The sequence below is a fragment of the Acinetobacter sp. GFQ9D191M genome (genome assembly GCF_011174875.1).
GTDB lineage: Bacteria > Pseudomonadota > Gammaproteobacteria > Pseudomonadales > Moraxellaceae > Acinetobacter.
Genome location: NZ_JAALGV010000016.1, coordinates 42,000 through 59,098, shown reverse-complemented (window position 1 = coordinate 59,098; position 17,099 = coordinate 42,000). Strand labels below are relative to the sequence as shown.

At 39.5% G+C, this 17,099-nt stretch carries 17 protein-coding genes; 9 read left to right on the top strand and 8 right to left on the bottom strand.

All coding sequences use genetic code 11. The annotated features are described in order from the left end of the window. Positions 1-130: 130 nt before the first annotated feature. The gene (locus G5T77_RS02725) at positions 131-1,834 is read left to right on the top strand and encodes a M61 family metallopeptidase (RefSeq protein ID WP_166136079.1); all 1,704 of its coding nucleotides are present in this window, start codon (positions 131-133) and stop codon (positions 1,832-1,834) included. Positions 1,835-1,901: 67 nt separating this feature from the next. On the opposite strand, the gene paaI is transcribed toward G5T77_RS02725, so the two are convergent. The 3 genes from paaI to G5T77_RS02710 all read right to left on the bottom strand — a co-directional run bounded on the left by paaI (position 1,902) and on the right by G5T77_RS02710 (position 3,338). Beyond that, on the bottom strand, positions 1,902-2,294 hold the full coding sequence (paaI, locus tag G5T77_RS02720; protein WP_166136082.1) for a hydroxyphenylacetyl-CoA thioesterase PaaI: 393 nt from the start codon (positions 2,292-2,294) through the stop codon (positions 1,902-1,904). A 170-nt stretch (positions 2,295-2,464) separates the two neighbouring features. Continuing rightward, positions 2,465-2,863, bottom strand: a complete 399-nt coding sequence (uraH, locus tag G5T77_RS02715; RefSeq protein WP_166136085.1) for a hydroxyisourate hydrolase — start codon at positions 2,861-2,863, stop codon at positions 2,465-2,467. Between the two features lie 31 nt (positions 2,864-2,894). Then, positions 2,895-3,338, bottom strand: a complete 444-nt coding sequence (locus G5T77_RS02710; protein WP_240904205.1) for a heme-binding protein — start codon at positions 3,336-3,338, stop codon at positions 2,895-2,897. Between the two features lie 174 nt (positions 3,339-3,512). Here G5T77_RS02710 and G5T77_RS02705 point away from each other — a divergent pair, with 174 nt between their 5' ends. Both G5T77_RS02705 and G5T77_RS02700 read left to right on the top strand, forming a co-directional pair. Next, positions 3,513-4,184: a heavy metal response regulator transcription factor gene (locus tag G5T77_RS02705; protein WP_166136088.1), complete on the top strand. Its 672-nt coding sequence runs from the start codon at positions 3,513-3,515 to the stop codon at positions 4,182-4,184. Next, positions 4,181-5,539 (top strand): heavy metal sensor histidine kinase, encoded by a 1,359-nt coding sequence (locus tag G5T77_RS02700; RefSeq protein WP_166136091.1) that lies wholly within the window; start codon positions 4,181-4,183, stop codon positions 5,537-5,539. The genes G5T77_RS02705 and G5T77_RS02700 overlap by 4 nt, the downstream gene beginning before the upstream one ends. An 8-nt stretch (positions 5,540-5,547) precedes the next feature. On the opposite strand, the gene G5T77_RS02695 is transcribed toward G5T77_RS02700, so the two are convergent. Further along, a complete protein-coding gene (locus G5T77_RS02695; RefSeq protein WP_166136094.1) occupies positions 5,548-6,330 on the bottom strand; it encodes an rRNA large subunit pseudouridine synthase E in 783 nt (260 codons plus the stop codon). Positions 6,331-7,187: 857 nt separating this feature from the next. Between G5T77_RS02695 and G5T77_RS02690 the strand changes: the two genes are divergently transcribed. Then, positions 7,188-7,373 carry a hypothetical protein gene (locus G5T77_RS02690; protein WP_166136097.1) on the top strand — a complete coding sequence of 62 codons (186 nt, stop codon included), beginning with the start codon at positions 7,188-7,190 and terminating at the stop codon, positions 7,371-7,373. 679 nt (positions 7,374-8,052) lie between these two features. Here the strand turns inward: G5T77_RS02690 and G5T77_RS02685 are convergent. Then, positions 8,053-8,211 carry a hypothetical protein gene (locus G5T77_RS02685; RefSeq protein WP_166136100.1) on the bottom strand — a complete coding sequence of 53 codons (159 nt, stop codon included), beginning with the start codon at positions 8,209-8,211 and terminating at the stop codon, positions 8,053-8,055. 877 nt (positions 8,212-9,088) lie between these two features. Between G5T77_RS02685 and G5T77_RS17365 the strand changes: the two genes are divergently transcribed. The 3 genes from G5T77_RS17365 to G5T77_RS02675 all read left to right on the top strand — a co-directional run bounded on the left by G5T77_RS17365 (position 9,089) and on the right by G5T77_RS02675 (position 12,019). Beyond that, positions 9,089-9,217 (top strand): hypothetical protein, encoded by a 129-nt coding sequence (locus G5T77_RS17365; protein ID WP_004784138.1) that lies wholly within the window; start codon positions 9,089-9,091, stop codon positions 9,215-9,217. A gap of 161 nt (positions 9,218-9,378) precedes the next feature. Continuing rightward, positions 9,379-9,942, top strand: a complete 564-nt coding sequence (locus G5T77_RS02680) for a M23 family metallopeptidase (protein WP_166136103.1) — start codon at positions 9,379-9,381, stop codon at positions 9,940-9,942. Positions 9,943-10,030: 88 nt separating this feature from the next. Next, positions 10,031-12,019, top strand: coding sequence for an acyltransferase family protein (locus tag G5T77_RS02675; protein WP_166136106.1), 1,989 nt, complete (start codon positions 10,031-10,033; stop codon positions 12,017-12,019). A 74-nt stretch (positions 12,020-12,093) separates the two neighbouring features. Here G5T77_RS02675 and G5T77_RS02670 read toward each other — a convergent pair whose 3' ends face one another. Both G5T77_RS02670 and G5T77_RS02665 read right to left on the bottom strand, forming a co-directional pair. Continuing rightward, positions 12,094-13,296 carry a YbfB/YjiJ family MFS transporter gene (locus G5T77_RS02670; protein ID WP_166136109.1) on the bottom strand — a complete coding sequence of 401 codons (1,203 nt, stop codon included), beginning with the start codon at positions 13,294-13,296 and terminating at the stop codon, positions 12,094-12,096. A gap of 209 nt (positions 13,297-13,505) precedes the next feature. Then, on the bottom strand, positions 13,506-14,741 hold the full coding sequence (locus G5T77_RS02665; RefSeq protein WP_166136112.1) for a pyridoxal phosphate-dependent aminotransferase: 1,236 nt from the start codon (positions 14,739-14,741) through the stop codon (positions 13,506-13,508). A 152-nt stretch (positions 14,742-14,893) separates the two neighbouring features. On the opposite strand from G5T77_RS02665, the gene msrB reads away from it, so the two are divergent. After that, positions 14,894-15,313, top strand: coding sequence for a peptide-methionine (R)-S-oxide reductase MsrB (msrB, locus tag G5T77_RS02660; RefSeq protein WP_004784131.1), 420 nt, complete (start codon positions 14,894-14,896; stop codon positions 15,311-15,313). After that, positions 15,310-15,786, top strand: a complete 477-nt coding sequence (locus G5T77_RS02655) for a glutathione peroxidase (RefSeq protein ID WP_004784130.1) — start codon at positions 15,310-15,312, stop codon at positions 15,784-15,786. The genes msrB and G5T77_RS02655 overlap by 4 nt, the downstream gene beginning before the upstream one ends. Positions 15,787-15,915: 129 nt before the next feature. Here the strand turns inward: G5T77_RS02655 and dapC are convergent, their stop codons facing one another. After that, the gene (dapC, locus tag G5T77_RS02650; RefSeq protein WP_159123250.1) at positions 15,916-17,085 is read right to left on the bottom strand and encodes a succinyldiaminopimelate transaminase; all 1,170 of its coding nucleotides are present in this window, start codon (positions 17,083-17,085) and stop codon (positions 15,916-15,918) included. Positions 17,086-17,099: the final 14 nt, after the last annotated feature.

The following is a 17,099-nucleotide window of genomic DNA, read 5'->3' as shown; positions in this document are numbered from 1 at the left end:
ACGCATGCTATGCCTTTTTTTTAAGGATAGCTAGTCAGAAATGTAGACAAATGCGACAGCTAAGCAATACTGGCCTAAAAAATGCTAAGCTAAGCTATAACTCATTTATTTGTATTTTATATCGCCCATTATGTTGCATTATCAAATCGAATTTGACGATTATCGTCAGCACCTTATTCACGTAACTCTTCGCTTTTTAGCAGACCCAACACAAGTCCTTTCTTTACCGACCTGGATTCCGGGTAGTTACCTGATTCGCGAGTTCTCCAAGCATATTGAAGCAGTCAAGGCTTATGATGAGGATGGACGCCAGCTACAAATCCAGAAGTTTGAAAAGAATAAATGGCGTTTATTCAATACGGATCATGAACTGATTACGGTGGAATATGATGTCTATGCGTATGACCTGTCTGTTCGTGGTGCATATGTGGATCAAAACCGTCTTTATGTGAACCCGGCTTGTGCATGTTTAGGGCTGGAAGGTCAGGAACATAAAGAAATTGAAGTAGAAGTATTCCTGCCGGATGAGCTAAAACATTTCCAGCTTGCGACAGGTATGCAGGCTAAAAGTCTGGTGAAAGGTCGTTATACCTTAAAAGCTAAAAACTATGCTGAACTGATTGATGCGCCGTTTGAACTGGCAGAGCAGACCCGTTTCAGCTTTGAAGCCAATGGCATTCCGCATGAGTTTGTGGTGTCAGGCAAGCATGCGATGAATGAACAGCGTATGAAGCAGGACATTGAAAAAATCTGTGCGACAGAAATTTCCATGTTCGGTTCTGCGCCATTCAATGATTATACCTTTATGACCATAGCCACCGGGAACAGCTATGGCGGTTTGGAGCATCCAAACTCAACCAGTCTGATTACACCGCGTGATGATTTCCCTAAAGTAGATGAGCCTGAAGAGCCATCGAAAGATTATCAGCGTTTCCTTGGCCTATGTAGTCATGAGTATTTCCATTCATGGTTAGTGAAATTTATTCGTCCAGAAAACTTCGTGAATTATGATCTAAATAAAGAAGGCTATACCTCTTTGCTTTGGATCTTTGAAGGGTTTACGTCGTATTATGATGACCTGATTCTGCTCCGTAGTGGCGTGATTAATCAGGAATCTTATATTGCATTGCTCAAAGCGCAGATTGACCGTTATTTGCAAAACCCGGGACGTTTTATTCAGTCAGTATCTGAGTCTAGCTTTGATGCCTGGGTAAAATTCTATCGTCAGGATGAAAACTCAAATAATGCCGGTACCAGCTACTACAATAAAGGCTGTTTAGTTGCACTTTGTCTGGATCTAGGTTTACGTCTGCGTGGCTCAAGTCTGGACGCTTTGATGCGTAAGCTATATGAAAATACGCAAAATGGCATTCAGGTCAATGAACGCACTATTTTCGAATTGTGTCAGGAATTGACTGGTGATAACTGGTTAGAACAGATTAATCACCTGATCAATACCACAGATGAATTGCCTTTAGATCAGTTACTACCTGAATTTGGCGTGAGCTATACACTGAAAAATGACAAGTCATTACCATTTGGTTTGAAACTTGCAGATAAGCCTGAAGGTGTGCTGGTTCAGTCTGCACGTCGTGATGGAGCAGGGGTGAAAGCGGGCCTTTCAGCGAATGATGTAATTGTGGCGATTGATGGCCTTAAAGCAACGACGAAACTTGTCGAGAAATATGCGAAACAGGAAGGTACGTATACTGTCCATGCATTCCGTCGTGATGAGCTGATGACTTTTGAAGTTCAAAATGGTGGTTCTGAACTGACTGAAGTTGAGTTAAAAGTTGAAGATCAAGCTAAAGCCGAGAAATGGTTGAAAGCTTAATCAGAATGTTGCTATTAAAAAAACCGCTGTTAAGACAGCGGTTTTTTTATTGGGTTTTTTAGATGATTTATTTAATGATCAGTCGTGAAGTTCCACGGAACTCAGCCACGATTTGCTCTTTCTGATTCAGGATCTGAATATCGTAAATTCCACTACGACCGCTACTGGCCTTATGTTCAGCTATGGCGGTAAGGGTATCACCTAACAAAGCTGGTTTTAAATAATGAATCCCGCAATGTTGGCCGACTGCTGGGTATTCGCCGGTATTGCAGGCAATGGCAAATGCAGCATCAGCTAATGCAAAAATCACAGCGCCGTTACAGGTCTGATGTCCCTGTAAATGTTGTTCAGACACTTTAAGTTCAATCTTCGCATGATTGTGGTTATAGGAAATTAGATGTGCACCGAGATACTGAATTAATCGGTCCTGATTAAACATCTGGTTCACTTGCTGATCCATTGCAGAACTCCTTTTTTAGATACACTTTGTTTTAAAAATATTAATTATGTGAATCATAAATAACATTCCAGGAGATAAATAACAAGCGAAAGCCAGATGAATGATGCAATGCAGCTGTTTTACGCTTCAAAATAAAGCGCCATGAAAATGATGCTTTTAGGGATTAAGAATTAGTTGCCACGATAGGTAGAATAACCATAAGAGCTCAGTAATAACGGAATATGATAATGCTCCAAAGCACCGTCAATCGTAAATACCACAGGTACTTCAGGGAAGAAGGTGCGTTGATTGTTGGCCTTAAACCAGTCACCGGTTTTAAAAGTCACTTTATAGATGCCTTTCTGTAAAGCTATATCTTTAGGATAAAACTCTTTAATACGGCCATTGGCATCTGTTTTTAACTCATTCAGTTTTACCCACTTGTCACCCTGCTGAGCTTCCAAAATCACCGCGACATTGGCGGAAGGCAGACCAGTTTCCTGATTCAGCACATGCACACTTAAAGGATTCTGTGCAAAAGAAAAGCTTGCTGTCGCCGCTAGAAGAGCACCAAAAATAATTTTTTTCATAGGTCTGTTCCTATTCAATAGATAGATAAAATTAAAGTTGTTTTAAAGTATGTTGAATGCCTTGTGCGGCACATTGATGATCCTGTTCAGAGCCACCAGAGCCTGCAACGCCAACAGCGCCAATGAGCTGGTTTTTATAAACCACAGGTACCCCGCCGCCCAATAATAACAATTCATCCAGGGTATTTAAATTTTGTGCATCCGGGTTCTTTTGTGCATGACGCATGAAATCCAATGTACTGGTCTTAGTCGAGTATGCAGTAAAGGCTTTACGCTGTGATGCAGTTAAATTGTGAATTCCGACAGATTCATGCCGTTGACTGGCCAAGACATTGCCGCCTTGATCCAGTACTGTGACTGCAGCGGGTTTGCTGGCTTTCTGACAAGCTTGCATGACGTTCTCAGTAAGCTGATTTGCTGTACTCAAGTCCATAATATAGGCCGTTTTTAATTCAGCATGGCTTAAGCTAACCATTGCTAAACTCGCTAGATATAAAAATATTTTTCTCTGATTTAATCTACTTCTCATGATAATGTTCAGTCATATAGAAATTGAGAAGATCATAATCAAAGAATGGAAGCTCATGGATGACAATCAGATTACCAATTTGTAATCTTTGCGCCGTATGAAATTGATTAAACTCAGCCCATGCATATTTTAATTGTAGAAGATGAAACCAAAATTGCCGGCTTCTTGGCTACAGGCTTAAATGAATCCGGCTACCAGACTACACAAGTGGGTAATGGCCTGCATGCCTTATCGGTGCTGGAACAGCAACAGATTGATCTGGTATTGCTGGATGTGATGCTGCCCGACCTAGACGGCTGGCAAGTCCTCAAAACCTTGCGTACTTTTTCTAAAGTGCCCGTACTTATGCTGACTGCCAAAGATCATGTGCTTGACCGGGTCAAAGGATTGGAACTGGGTGCAGATGACTATTTAACTAAGCCTTTCTCTTATATCGAACTTTTGGCCAGAATCAAAAGCCTGCTGCGCCGTGTACCAAAAACTGAACACGAAACGTATCAGGTGGCCAATTTAGAGCTGAATCGTTTAACCCGGGAAGTATTTCGAGACCAGCAAAAAATTGAGCTTACCCAAAAAGAGTTTGCACTTTTGCAGTTGCTGATGGAACACCAGTCCGAAGTGTTAACCCGGACACAAATTGCTTCACTGGTCTGGAATATTAATTTTAATACTGATACCAATGTCGTTGATGTTGCTGTACGCCGATTACGTTCTAAAATTGATGATCACTTTAGTCCAAAACTTATTCATACTGTACGCGGTATGGGCTATAAAATGGATGTGCAAGCATGAAAATGCATTTGGGCACACGTCTCGGCATCGCTTTTGGCCTCATTTCTTGTATCGTTTTTTTAAGCATCGGCGGATTGTCCTATCACAATATGCAGCAGATGGTGCTACAACAGCAGGATGAAGCTTTGGCCTTGCGGATTTCCAGGATTGAAATATTTCTGGCTGATCAGCAAAGCTTTCAGGTGCTGATCGAACATCCAGAGCTTTATGAGAATATGCTTGGACAGGAAGACAACTTACTGATCCTTAAAAACGCGCAGAATACATTAATTGATATTAATCCTTTAAATATTACTATTCCTCTATTGGATTATCACACCAGGCTGAATTATCAAAATAATAAGCTTGAACAACCCACGACCCGTTTGGCATTTAAGCAAGTGGACTTTAATGGACAGTCTTATCAACTGATTGCCGGTAAGCAGCTCGCAGCAGGGCAACAGGTTTTAAAACATTACCTGATAAAATTAGTGATCTACACTCTGCTTGGTATTATTTTATCTACTTTGTTAGCCTGGCTGATGGGACACTATCTACTGCGATCCATGCGCCAATTAATTTACGCCACTCAGCAAATTAATGTGCAGCAGCTGGATCAGCGTATCGAGTTGCCATCCCGAACTATTGAGGTGCAGCAACTAACAGAGGCTATGAATGCCATGCTGGACCGAATACAGCAAGGCTATGAACAGTTGGCCCGATTTTCTGAAGATATTTCCCATGAATTACGAACGCCCCTGAATAACTTGATGGGGCAAACCCAGATTGCCTTGTCGAAGTCACGTAGTCGCGATGAATTAGAAAATTTGCTGTATTCCCATCTGGAAGAGTATGAACGTCTGACCCAGATGATTGAAAATATGCTATTTATCGCCCGGGTGGAACATGGCCACTATCAGATAGAAAAACAGACACTAGAACTGAGCCAGATCATAGAAGATTTGCTGGCATATTTTGAGTTTCTGGCAGAAGAAAAAAATATATCTATTTATACGGATATTCCGGCTCAACTGAATATAGCTGCGCATCCGGAACATCTGCAACGTGCGCTTGCCAATTTACTCAGCAACGCAGTGCAGTATGGAAAGGAAAATGGCGAGATCAGAATCACGGCGATGACTACAGAAAATAGCTGTCGGATTGATGTGCTGACAGCAGGTGTACAGATCCCCGAGCAGCATTTAGCCCATCTGTTTGAACGCTTTTATCAAGTTGATAGCAGCCGGCATCAAAAAGCCCAAACGGGTGGTTTGGGCTTGGCGATTGTGCAGTCCATTATGCAGTTGCATCAGGGGGAAGTTCAGGTGAATAACCATTCTCAAGGGGTGGTCTTTAGTTTGATCTTCCCGATCTAAGCAGTGGCTTAACGTGTACGACGGCCACGACTCTTGGTATTTGGACGGGTGGTACCATTGGTCTTGCGACGTGGTTTTTCACCTTCTTCCATTTGCCAGATACGTGGTGTACCGGTTTTTTTCTTGGTGCCGTCTTTCGTTACTTTCTTGTTAATCGGTTTACCACCGGTGCCACCCGGTTTCTTCACATAAGAACGCGAACGATACGGTTCCTGTGCAGGCACATCTTTAAAGTCTGGATAAAGTAGGGGTTCAATTTCTTTAGTTTCACCTGGCTGTAAACCTAATTGAACCAGATCAATTGAACCGATTTTGGTACGGATCAAACGTAAGGTAGGAAAACCAACGGCTGCAGTCATACGACGTACCTGACGGTTACGGCCTTCACAGATTGAAATTTCGACCCATGAAGTTGGAACAGAAGCACGGAAACGTACAGGAGGATTGCGCTCCCATAACCATTCCGGTTCAATGACTTTAATTGCTTTAGCTGGCAGCGTAATACCGTCATTCAGTTCAACACCCCTACGAAGCTGTTCTAGAGCTTCTTCGGTTATATCCCCATCGACCTGAACCAGATAAGTTTTGAATTTTTTGCTGGCTGGATTGGTAATATATTGGTTTAAACCACCATGATCGGTCAGGAACATCAAACCTTCAGAATCCATATCCAGACGACCGGCAATACGCAGATCCGGATCGTCTACGAAATCCGCCATAGTCTGATGTTTTTCATCTGGACGAAATTGGGAGAGGACGTCATAAGGCTTGTTAAGAATGACAATTTTCACTTTAACCTACTAAAATATATAAAATAATTCTGGTGTGGCAGTCATGTTGCCCATTGTGATACTCCTTTACTTATAAGTAGGAGATAAGGGAAGACATAAAAGAGTCCACTAAGTGGAAGCTATCATAGCAGATTCTGATTTATCTTCCTTGAATTTATGTTTTGTATCTAATCTGATTGCGACCATGCCGCTTTAAAATGATGTACTTTTTGTATTCAAATATGATCTTCCGTTTAAGAATGTTAATCCTCAATGATCTTCATTTTCTACTGAACTTGTCGAGTCAGTTAAGGGAAGATCAGACAATTCAAGGCTAAGCAAAAAATTGACAATGATTTTTATAGAGCTGAAATGGTCTTAACGGATTTACATACCATACAAAAGCTTTCCAAACTGGCTTAGACCACTACAAAGCAAGCTGATATTTTAATTTCACAGTTTCTAATATTTTTAATTTTGAGGTGAACAATGAAATTGTTGACTTTAATTAGTATGGGTATTGCAGCGAGTTATTGTTATAAAAGCATCAAACATAACAAGCAAAATCTTTCAAATCTAAGTTTTGATGAAGTGATAAATCAACACATTTTACGAGATTTTATAGCCTGAGCATTATTCATATTTACCGTTAGCTTAAGCTAATTATAAATAGAGAATCTCAACATATCCTGTTGGGATTTTTTATTTTTATCATTTAAATATTTTTAGATAAGATGAGTAAGAAAATTTATATCAAAATGAAAGTTACATGATTAATCTATTAAATAGTCAATTAATACAACTCTATAAAGCAATGTAAACGAAAAATTCAAATCTTCTGCTAAATTAAAAAATAAACCAAATGTGTGGAGGTTTGTATGAGAAATATACCAGAAGGAACCCAGGTTATTCATCATATATCAGCTCAGGACGGTGCATTCTATAAGGAAGAAAATGGAATTCTGAAAGTCTGGAATAGTGGCATTTGGGTGAATGCGATTGTACCAAATCTGGAAAAGATGATGGAGCTTGATTTTGAGTTAGAAGTACTCAAATCTATGTAGTAATTTAAAATTTAAAGATCCTTCTATTTAGGATCTTTAAATTTATATATTGAGGTTTTAAAAATAATAAAAAATATCTTTACGGAAAAAGAGAATTTTATTGAAAATAAATTAGCAGTCGTTGATTATTTAAAAATATAGATCTGATGTTTAGTTTCAATTTGATATCAAATAAGGAAAATAAATTATGAAATAGTAAATTAAAACCTATGAAATGACTTAAAAAGACATTAAGTTCAGAAGCTTAAATTTTGGAATGGCAATATATTACATAGAAAAATTTTTTATAAACAAAGATTATTTTATGATTTCAAAGAAATAATCTATTAATTTTTTAAATAAAATTTTTTAAGTAATTGATAATTAAAAATATATTGATTGATAATTAAGGTTTAATTTATAGTTTTACTCTCTTATATTGTGTTTTACTTTAGTTTAAATATTCAAGATTATGTAATATTTTGTTATTTGGTTTTATGCTTATGTAGTGTATAAATAATATACAACTCTCCATGAGGGTAAAACACATGACTAAAGCAGAATTAGCTGTCTCCGCATTGGTCGTATTCCTTATTACCTTGATGGTTTATGGAGTAGGACAATCATTGAGTTATTAAAATAACTTTTTTCTAATGATTCCCGTATGTAAATAAAGCCCTTCGTGGGCTTTATTTTGTTTTTAGTCTGAGTCACTCTTCTGATTTTCAGAATATTCTAGTGCAGCTTTTTGTGCTTCTGCGGCGGCTTTAGCTTCCAAAGGAATAGCATCTGCTGCAATAGTAGAAGTACCATAAAGGCCTATCATAATGAGTATTAGAATTTTCGAAAACTGTTTCATATGAAATCCTCTAATTTTCTAAAACTTGATTTCAGTGTAGGGGATAAAACTCTCTGGGCATGTATGGGCGGTGTCTGCTTATGTAAGATATTCGGGCTTAGCGTGAAAACCCTTTCACCTTATGTAAGAACAATTATCTTATGAATTATTTTGTAGAATTAATTAAAGAAATGTTTTAGAAATTGAAAACATTAAATGTTCTTAAATTTATAACTTGGAAGATATAAATTTTATAACCTTAAAATTTAATTCCTTTAAAGAAAATATTACCATTTATTGAATAAAATAATGTGGATTAAAAAATAGTTCAAATAGGAACAATAAAAATATTATAGAGCTAAGAATATTTGAACCTTAGCAGATTCTATGCAAGTAGTAGCACAATCAAAATTAATAAATTGTTAAACTTCAAAATGGTGACAAGATGACTCTGAATACAGATCTAATATTCAATCTACCTTATCATCCAGTTATTCCTTGACTGCGAAAACTGTGGCATACATTTTATAGCCTCTCGTACTAAATATACTATTACTGCGTTAGTTCGATTCTGAACTGGAAACTTTGTGAACGTTGATACATCAATGCTAAATTTGGATCATCACGTTGGATCCACATCTATTGTTAGATTTTTGAAGGGTTTTATTCAGAAAACCATATTTATATTCAGAGTTAAAACAGGTATCAACATGCAACGCTATGTAAGCGATGTAAATACCTCGAATAAAGATCTAATCAGAATTGAATGACTTAACTAAAGATGCTTTTACATTGACGTATTTGGATACAGCTCAGCGATTGGCTTATTTTATATAAAGGTTAGAGTGATTAATGCAACTTCCAGTGATAGAGACAGTTCTCCAAAGGAGTTTATTCTATGGCTAAATCAAGAGCAAAACACAAGCAGGTTCAGCAAAAGGATAAAAAGGACAGTGCTCAAAATGAAGAGCAACAACAGCAACAGCAGCAACCCTCTAAACCATCTCGTGCGAAAAAGCGTAAATAAAATTTAGACTTGATTCAACAAAACCCTCAGCTGAGGGTTTTGTTATTTTTAAGACTGTTTCCGACAAATAATCTGGAAAAAACATCACTAAAAATAACAGGATTTTGACTTTAAATTTTTCTGTATTCCTTAAGATAAAACGAACCACTCATTAAACGGCAATGCGAGCTATTGTGAAAATTCCCAAAATCCTGCTTTTAATATTTTCCTTAAGCATATTACTTACTGCCTGTCAGCCACCGCCATCAGGTGAGCCAGCGGGCTGGAAAAGCCCGTATCTGTACTGGCAATTAAAAAAATCTGAGCTGATGAGACCGGTAGAAATTCCTGTACAAGGAGTAAAACCTCGCCAGATTCAGGATACTTGGGGTGGAGCGCGCAGTGAGGGACGTAAACACGAAGGAACCGATATTTTTGCTCAACGAGGTACACCGGTAGTCAGTGCGACCCAAGGGATCGTCCGCAAGATTGGAACCAATAATTTAGGAGGTAAAGTTATCTGGATTACTGGTCCGAATTTAAGCCAACATTATTATGCACATCTGGAGGATTATGCTGAACATATTCAGGAAGGAGACTGGGTAGAAGCAGGTGAAATCATTGCCTATGTCGGTAATACCGGTAATGCGAAAAATACACCACCACATTTGCATTATGGGATTTATCTCAGTGGGGAAGGTGCAACCAATCCTTATCCTTATTTAAAGGTAGAAGAATTGGAATAAGTGCAGGTGAATGTAAAAAAAATGTAAAAGATCGCCATCTAAAGAATGAAAAGCATAAAATAGCGTATCTCCCGCTTTTCCTGTTTTTATGAGTTTTGCTTATCGACCAGATATCGATGGCCTGAGAGCTATTGCAGTATCATTGGTTATTTTCAATCACCTGGGCTGGTCATTATTTTCTGGCGGCTATATTGGTGTTGATATTTTCTTTGTCATTTCCGGCTATCTCATCACGACCATTCTGACGCGCGATATTGAGTTGCAGCAATTTTCAATTGCACGGTTTTATAAGAAACGGGTGATCCGTCTGGCACCTGCATATTTTACTGTACTGGCAATTGTCAGTCTGATTGCTTGGCAGGTGATGTTGCCGGGTGAACTGACAGAATATTTCAAAAGTGTCATGTATGCGACTGTACTTATTGCCAATCTGTATATGCGGAATGAGGTAGGAGATTATTTCAGTCCGAATGTAGAAAATGTGCCTTTGTTGCATTTATGGTCATTGGGCGTAGAAGAGCAATTTTATATTTTCTGGCCGCTCTTGCTATGGCTATTTTTGAGTAAAACCTCGCGTAAATATCTTTGGCTCGTCATCAGTGTATTCATTGTCGCTTTGGTTCTATATGCCCAGCAGCAACTGACTCAAAACCCGGCCAAAGCTTATTATAGTATGCCGGTACGGGCATTTGAGTTGTTGATTGGTGCATTGATTAGCTGCTTGCCAAAACCAAATCTGCCAAAAAAACTATTACAGGGATTGGTCTGGGCTGGGGTAAGTGTTCTATTTGCAACTGCAATTTATTTTGATCAGCAAACCCCATTCCCAGGACTGATGGCATTGATCCCGTGTCTTGCAACAGCACTGATTATTTATCTGGGACAATCCATAGCTTCAAGTAATTTATTGCTAAGTAATCGTCTTAGTACATGGATTGGCAAAATTTCATATCCTCTGTATTTATGGCACTGGCCAATCATCGTGTTCTTTGGCATTTATATGCTGCCATTGAATCTGGAAAATCAGATTATTATTGTTTTTCTATCATTTATATGTGCATTTCTGACTTATAAACTGGCTGAAACACCACTGAAACGCTTTGTGATGGCTGCAAATTATAAAGTGATTATTCTTGGATTTCTGTTACCTGCAGCCAGTTTTATTGCGATCGCCCAAACCATCAAAACACATGAAGGTTTCCCGGAGCGTTTTCCGCAGTCTGTATATGCAAAACAGGAAGCATTACATACCTATGCTCATGTGATTCGCAGTAACTGTATGGATACCGCGGATCCAAATGTTTTGCCCAGTGCTCAAGATTGTGTCTTAGGGCAATCTAAAGAAGATATTGATTTCTTGTTGATTGGCGATTCGCATGCTAATGCCTATACTGCAATGCTAGATGAATGGGCAAAGGATGCTGATTTACGTGGTTATGATGCAACGCAAAGTTCAACTTTTTATCTGCCAGGTGTGCAGCGATTTGAGTTAAAGCTGAATCAATGGAAAGAACTGACCAAATTCCAAAAACGTAATGATGCTATTACTGCACATCTTAAAGAAACCCATTATCCAATGATTATTCTGGCGGGATCTTATGCGCAGTATTTTGACGATGATGTAAAACTTAAAGATAGTGTCCATCATACTGAGGAAGAGATATTTAAAGCAGGTTTGATAAAAGCCTTAGAAATTGCCCATCAATCTAGTGATCAGGTGGTGCTAATTAATGATGTACCACATCTAGACTGGGAAGGGATTCCATCTGATTGTAATATTCGTAAAGAGATTTTTCATCGAGACGCTTCATGTACAGTTTCTCGAAAAAGTTATGAAGCACATTTAAAGCAATTCAATCAGATTTTGGCAGAAGCAAAACTGAAATATCCGCAATTGAAAATCGTTGATCCAACCAAAGTCATCTGTGATCAGCAGGCATGTAAAACGATGCTGAATGATGTGCCTTTGTATCGTTTTAAGGATGATAATCATCTTAATGATCAGGGTTCACGGCAATTGGGTGTTGAATATCTAAAACAGTTTGGTAACCCGCTTAAAGATTTGAAGAAAGATTAAATGGAATAAAACCACGTTTAATGATGTGGTTTTATTCCCTGGGATTTGGGGCATTGACCGATTTTAATCTTTATTTAATTCTTTTCTTCTTGAACAGAAATCGGTTGCTCATTCGTCTTATATTTGGAAGAACGTGTATTCCAGAACAGTTGCAAAGTTCCGGCTAATAAAACTAAAGCGGCCAGCATAAACTGTTGATGGTAGTTCAATCCTAGATATTGCAGGGAGCTAAAACTCAATCCTCCAATCAGCTGAACAGCAGCAAAACATAGAGTCGCAATGCTCCAAAGCTTTTTATAGGCCAGTCCATACAGCTGCAAAATGGTATAAGAAGTGAGGAAAACCACAGCGGGATTCAACATTCCGGTAAAAAAAGAAGAACTGAAAGTGAGAAACGGATTAGCATTTAGAGTCGCAATGAAAATCGCCAGAATATATACACTATAAAGAATCTTCAGGGCAGTAAAATTGCCAAATTTTCTTGCAAGAACATAAGCAGAAAAAGCACCTAAGGCACTGCCCAATCCATATAGAATCCAGTTAAAGTTAATCCAGAACAAGCTTAATCCTAGTTCATGGCTGAGATAGTCAATCCAGAACAGGGAATGCGGAATATAGGCAAATGCACTACAGGCATAAACCGCCAGTAAACTATAAAAGACTGTATTTAAAGGTGCTTGCGCAGGATGAGAAACAGATTGTTTAGCTAGATAGGGTTTAAATTGTGGTATCAGTAGGCTTAAGCAGATACAAATCATCAGGGCAAACCCACATAAGATCAGCCAGGCCGTACGTATGGAAATCTGGTCAAGATAAGGCAAAAACAGGGTAGCTAATAAAACCCCTAATCCAATCCCGCTAAAACCAATAAAATTGATTTTAAAACGGTCTTTTAAATCACAGCACTGAGCCACGACACTTGGTGACAAAATCATGAGCAGGCCACCACTAATACCGGAAATCACGCGCCAGCTGATATACCAGATTTCAGAAAACCCTGAAAAAGCGCAACAGAATAGGCTAACCATTCCAGCTATTGCAGCAAGCTGGATATAAGTACTCATGCTTCGGTCTTGGGGCAAGCGCATCGCTGCAAAAGCACCGATTAAATAGCCCAGCAGATTGGCACTACCCAAAAGACTGGCAAAGCTCGTGCTCCAGGCAAAGGCTTCACGTGTACCAGGTAACAATGCGGTATAGGAAAAACGCAGAATGCCGATGCCTAAGCACATGCTCAGGCAGAGAAAAAGGCTAAGCTTGACCGTATTTGAGAACATCCATGCACTCTTGGATTTTTATATTTGTTCAAAAAATAGCATGAATCATCAAGCTAAAGGAGAAAAGGCTGAATAGATTTTATTAAAAAAAGAAACTCTAGATTAACAGCATGCTTCTATTGTAAATATCTGTAAAGCTTATCGCGGAACTTTTTAGACAATAAAAAACCGCATTCATGAATGCGGTTTTTTGGAATTAATTTTATAAATTAACGCATTTTTGCCAAGAAACGGCCTAAACGGGTAATCGCTTCACGCAGTTCATTTTCTGCTGGCAGGAATACCACACGGAAGTGATCCGGTGTTGGCCAGTTGAAGCCAGTACCTTGAACCAATAGAACTTTTTCGGCACGTAACAGATCAAGCATCAGTTTCTCGTCATCCTCAACTGGATAGATTTCAGGATCAAGACGAGGGAAACAGTACATCGCACCTTCAGGTTTTACACAAGATACCCCTGGAATCTCGTTCAGCATTTCCCAGGCAATATTGCGCTGTTCATATAGACGGCCACCTGGGCGGATCAGGTCATTAATAGACTGATAGCCACCGAGTGCAGTCTGAATTGCATATTGTGCTTGGTGATTCGCGCAAAGACGCATTGAAGCCAGCATATCTAGGCCTTCAATGTAGTCCATTGCCCGTGATTTATCACCAGTAATCGCCATCCAGCCTGAGCGATAGCCAGCAATACGATAGGCCTTAGATAAACCGTTGAACGATACACATAATTGCTTGCCTGCGAGTGAAGCTACTGACACATGTTCAATGCCATCGTAAACGATCTTGTCATAGATTTCGTCTGCAAACAGGATTAAGTCATATTTCTTCGCCAAATCAACGATTTGCTGTAATATATGACGCGGATAAACCGAACCGGTCGGGTTATTTGGGTTGATAATCACGATCCCGCGGGTATTTGGCGTGATTTTGCTTTCCATATCCGCAATATCTGGATACCAGTGATCTTCTTCATCACATTTATAGTGAATCGCAGTACCGCCAGACAGGTTCACTGCCGCAGTCCATAATGGATAATCCGGCATTGGAATCAGCATTTCATCACCGTCATCCAGTAGGCCTTGCATCGCCATTACAATCAGTTCAGATACGCCATTGCCGACATACACGTCGTTCACGTGCATATCCAGAATGCCTTTTTGCTGGTAATACTGGCAGATCGCTTTACGTGCCGGGAAAATCCCTTTGGAATCCGTATAACCAATCGCATTTGGCAGGTTCAGTGCAACATCATTAATGATTTCTTGCGGGGCTTCAAAGCCGAATGGGGCGGGATTCCCGATATTCAGTTTAATAATTTTATGTCCGGCTTCTTCCATCTCGTTGGCCGCTCGTAACACTGGTCCGCGAATGTCGTAGCAAACATGCTCAAGCTTAGACGATTTCTTGATCTCGCGAGGGGGGGTGTTACCAATACCGGACATAATTCCATCCAATTAATTTTTAAGTTAAACCTATAGATTACGCAAATATCACAATCTATGCTGAAATTTCGCTAGAAATTTTTTCATCTCTAGCGTAAATATGGAAGTACTGAAGCATGACATTGAATGTCAAAGATTTAAAGGAGTTAGTGATGGGAAAACTCAATAAAACAGACCGGGAATGGCAAAGAGAGTTATCACCAGAAGAGTTTCGCATTACGCGTGAAAAAGGAACTGAACCGGCATTCACAGGTAAGTACTGGAATACAAAACAGGAAGGGACTTATGTCTGCCGTTGCTGTGGTACACCACTGTTTTCTTCAACCACTAAATATGACAGCGGTTGCGGTTGGCCAAGCTTCTATCGTCCTGTGAGCAGCTCAGTTGTAGAAGAATTACCTGATACTTCACATGGTATGGTGAGAACAGAAATTGTTTGTCATCATTGTGATGCACATTTGGGACACGTTTTCCCGGATGGTCCGGAACCGACTGGCTTACGTTATTGTGTAAACTCGGCCTCTTTAGAATTACAAACACAAGAAAAAACTGACGAGGAAACTTATCCATGACCAGCATTTATCAGTTTGAAGCTGAGTTGTTAGATGGGAAAAACAAACGGCTTGCAGATTATGAAGGAAAAGTACTTTTAATCGTAAATACCGCGAGTAAATGTGGTTTCACTCCACAATTTGCAGGTCTGGAAAAGCTTTACCAGAAATATAAAGAGCAGGGACTGGAAGTTTTAGGTTTTCCATGCAACCAGTTTGGCGGACAGGATCCAGGTTCAAATGAACAGATCGGGGAATTTTGCCAGAAAAATTATGGGGTTTCTTTCCCAATGTTTTCCAAGGTAGATGTTAAAGGTCCGGAAGCGCATGCAATCTTCCGTTACTTGACCAATAATTCCAAAGGAATTCTAGGAAATGGCATTAAGTGGAATTTCACCAAATTTCTGATTGGTCGTGATGGCAAGGTATTAAACCGTTTTGCACCTACCACCAAACCTGAAGATCTCGAAACAGAAATTGAAAAGGTTTTATAAGTTTATTTGAAATGTCTAATTTCTAATGAATAGAAAATAAGTGAAATAGAAGAATAATTTGTAGCCAAAATCCATAAAAAACCCACTTCTGGAAAGTGGGTTTTTTATTTGTGTTTAGATCTTAAAAGATTAAAGAATCGCTTTTAAACGCTGAATTACCTGTTCACATTGTGCCAGATCAGCCACCAATGCCAGACGCACATGATTTTCACCCGGGTTACCTTGCGTAGTTTCACGAGACAGATAACGGCCTGGCAATACTTTGATATGCGCTTTTTCCATCAACATTTTGGCAAAAGCTTCATCATTGTCCACTTTGAGCCAATAGTAGAAACCCGCATCCGGTTTTTTCAGCGGAAGCAAGTGCCCCAATTCTTTCTGGAACAGATCGAACTTGGCACGATACTGTACCCGGTTTTCTTCCACATGCGCTTCATCACTCCAGGCTGCAATTGATGCTAACTGGTGTTGCACCGGCATCGCTGCACCGTGATAAGTACGGTATTGCAGATAAGGTTTGAGTAAAGTGGCATCACCTGCAACAAAGCCTGAACGCATGCCTGGCAGGTTGGAGCGTTTAGATAGAGAATGGAAAACGACACAGTTTTTATAGTCATCTCGGCCAATCTCGGCACACACTTCCAGTAAACCTGTCGGTGCTTCATCAAACCAGAGTTCTGAATAGCATTCATCAGAAGCAATGACAAAATCATATTTGTCTGACAGTGCAATCAGCTTTTTAAACTGCTCTTTAGAAAGAACAGCACCTGTTGGGTTGCCCGGTGTACACACAAATAACAGGGCAGTTTTTTCCCAGACTTCAGCCGGAACTGAATCAAAGTCGCCTAAGTAGTCATTTTCTTCAGTACAGTTAATGAAATAAGGTTTTGCACCTGCAAGCAGGGTAGCACCTTCATAAATCTGGTAGAAAGGGTTTGGCATCACCACATAAGGCGCATCTTCACGATTAATCAGCGCCTGAACAAAAGAAAAGATTGCTTCACGGGTACCAGAGACCGGTAATACATTGCTGTCTGCACTGATGCTATTCAGTTTAAAACGACGAGTCAGCCAGTTGGCAATGCTTTCTCGTAATTCAGGTAAGCCTTTGCTGTTCGGATAAGTCGATAGATGCTGAAAATTATCAATAATCGCCTGTTTCACAAACTCGGGTGCTGGATGCTTTGGTTCACCAATTGAAAGGGGAATCAAAGGCATATTCGCAGGCTGGATATCCGCAAAAAGTTTATTCAACTTTTCAAACGGATATGGATGCAATAAAGACAAGCTAGAGTTCATGAATGTGTTACCGA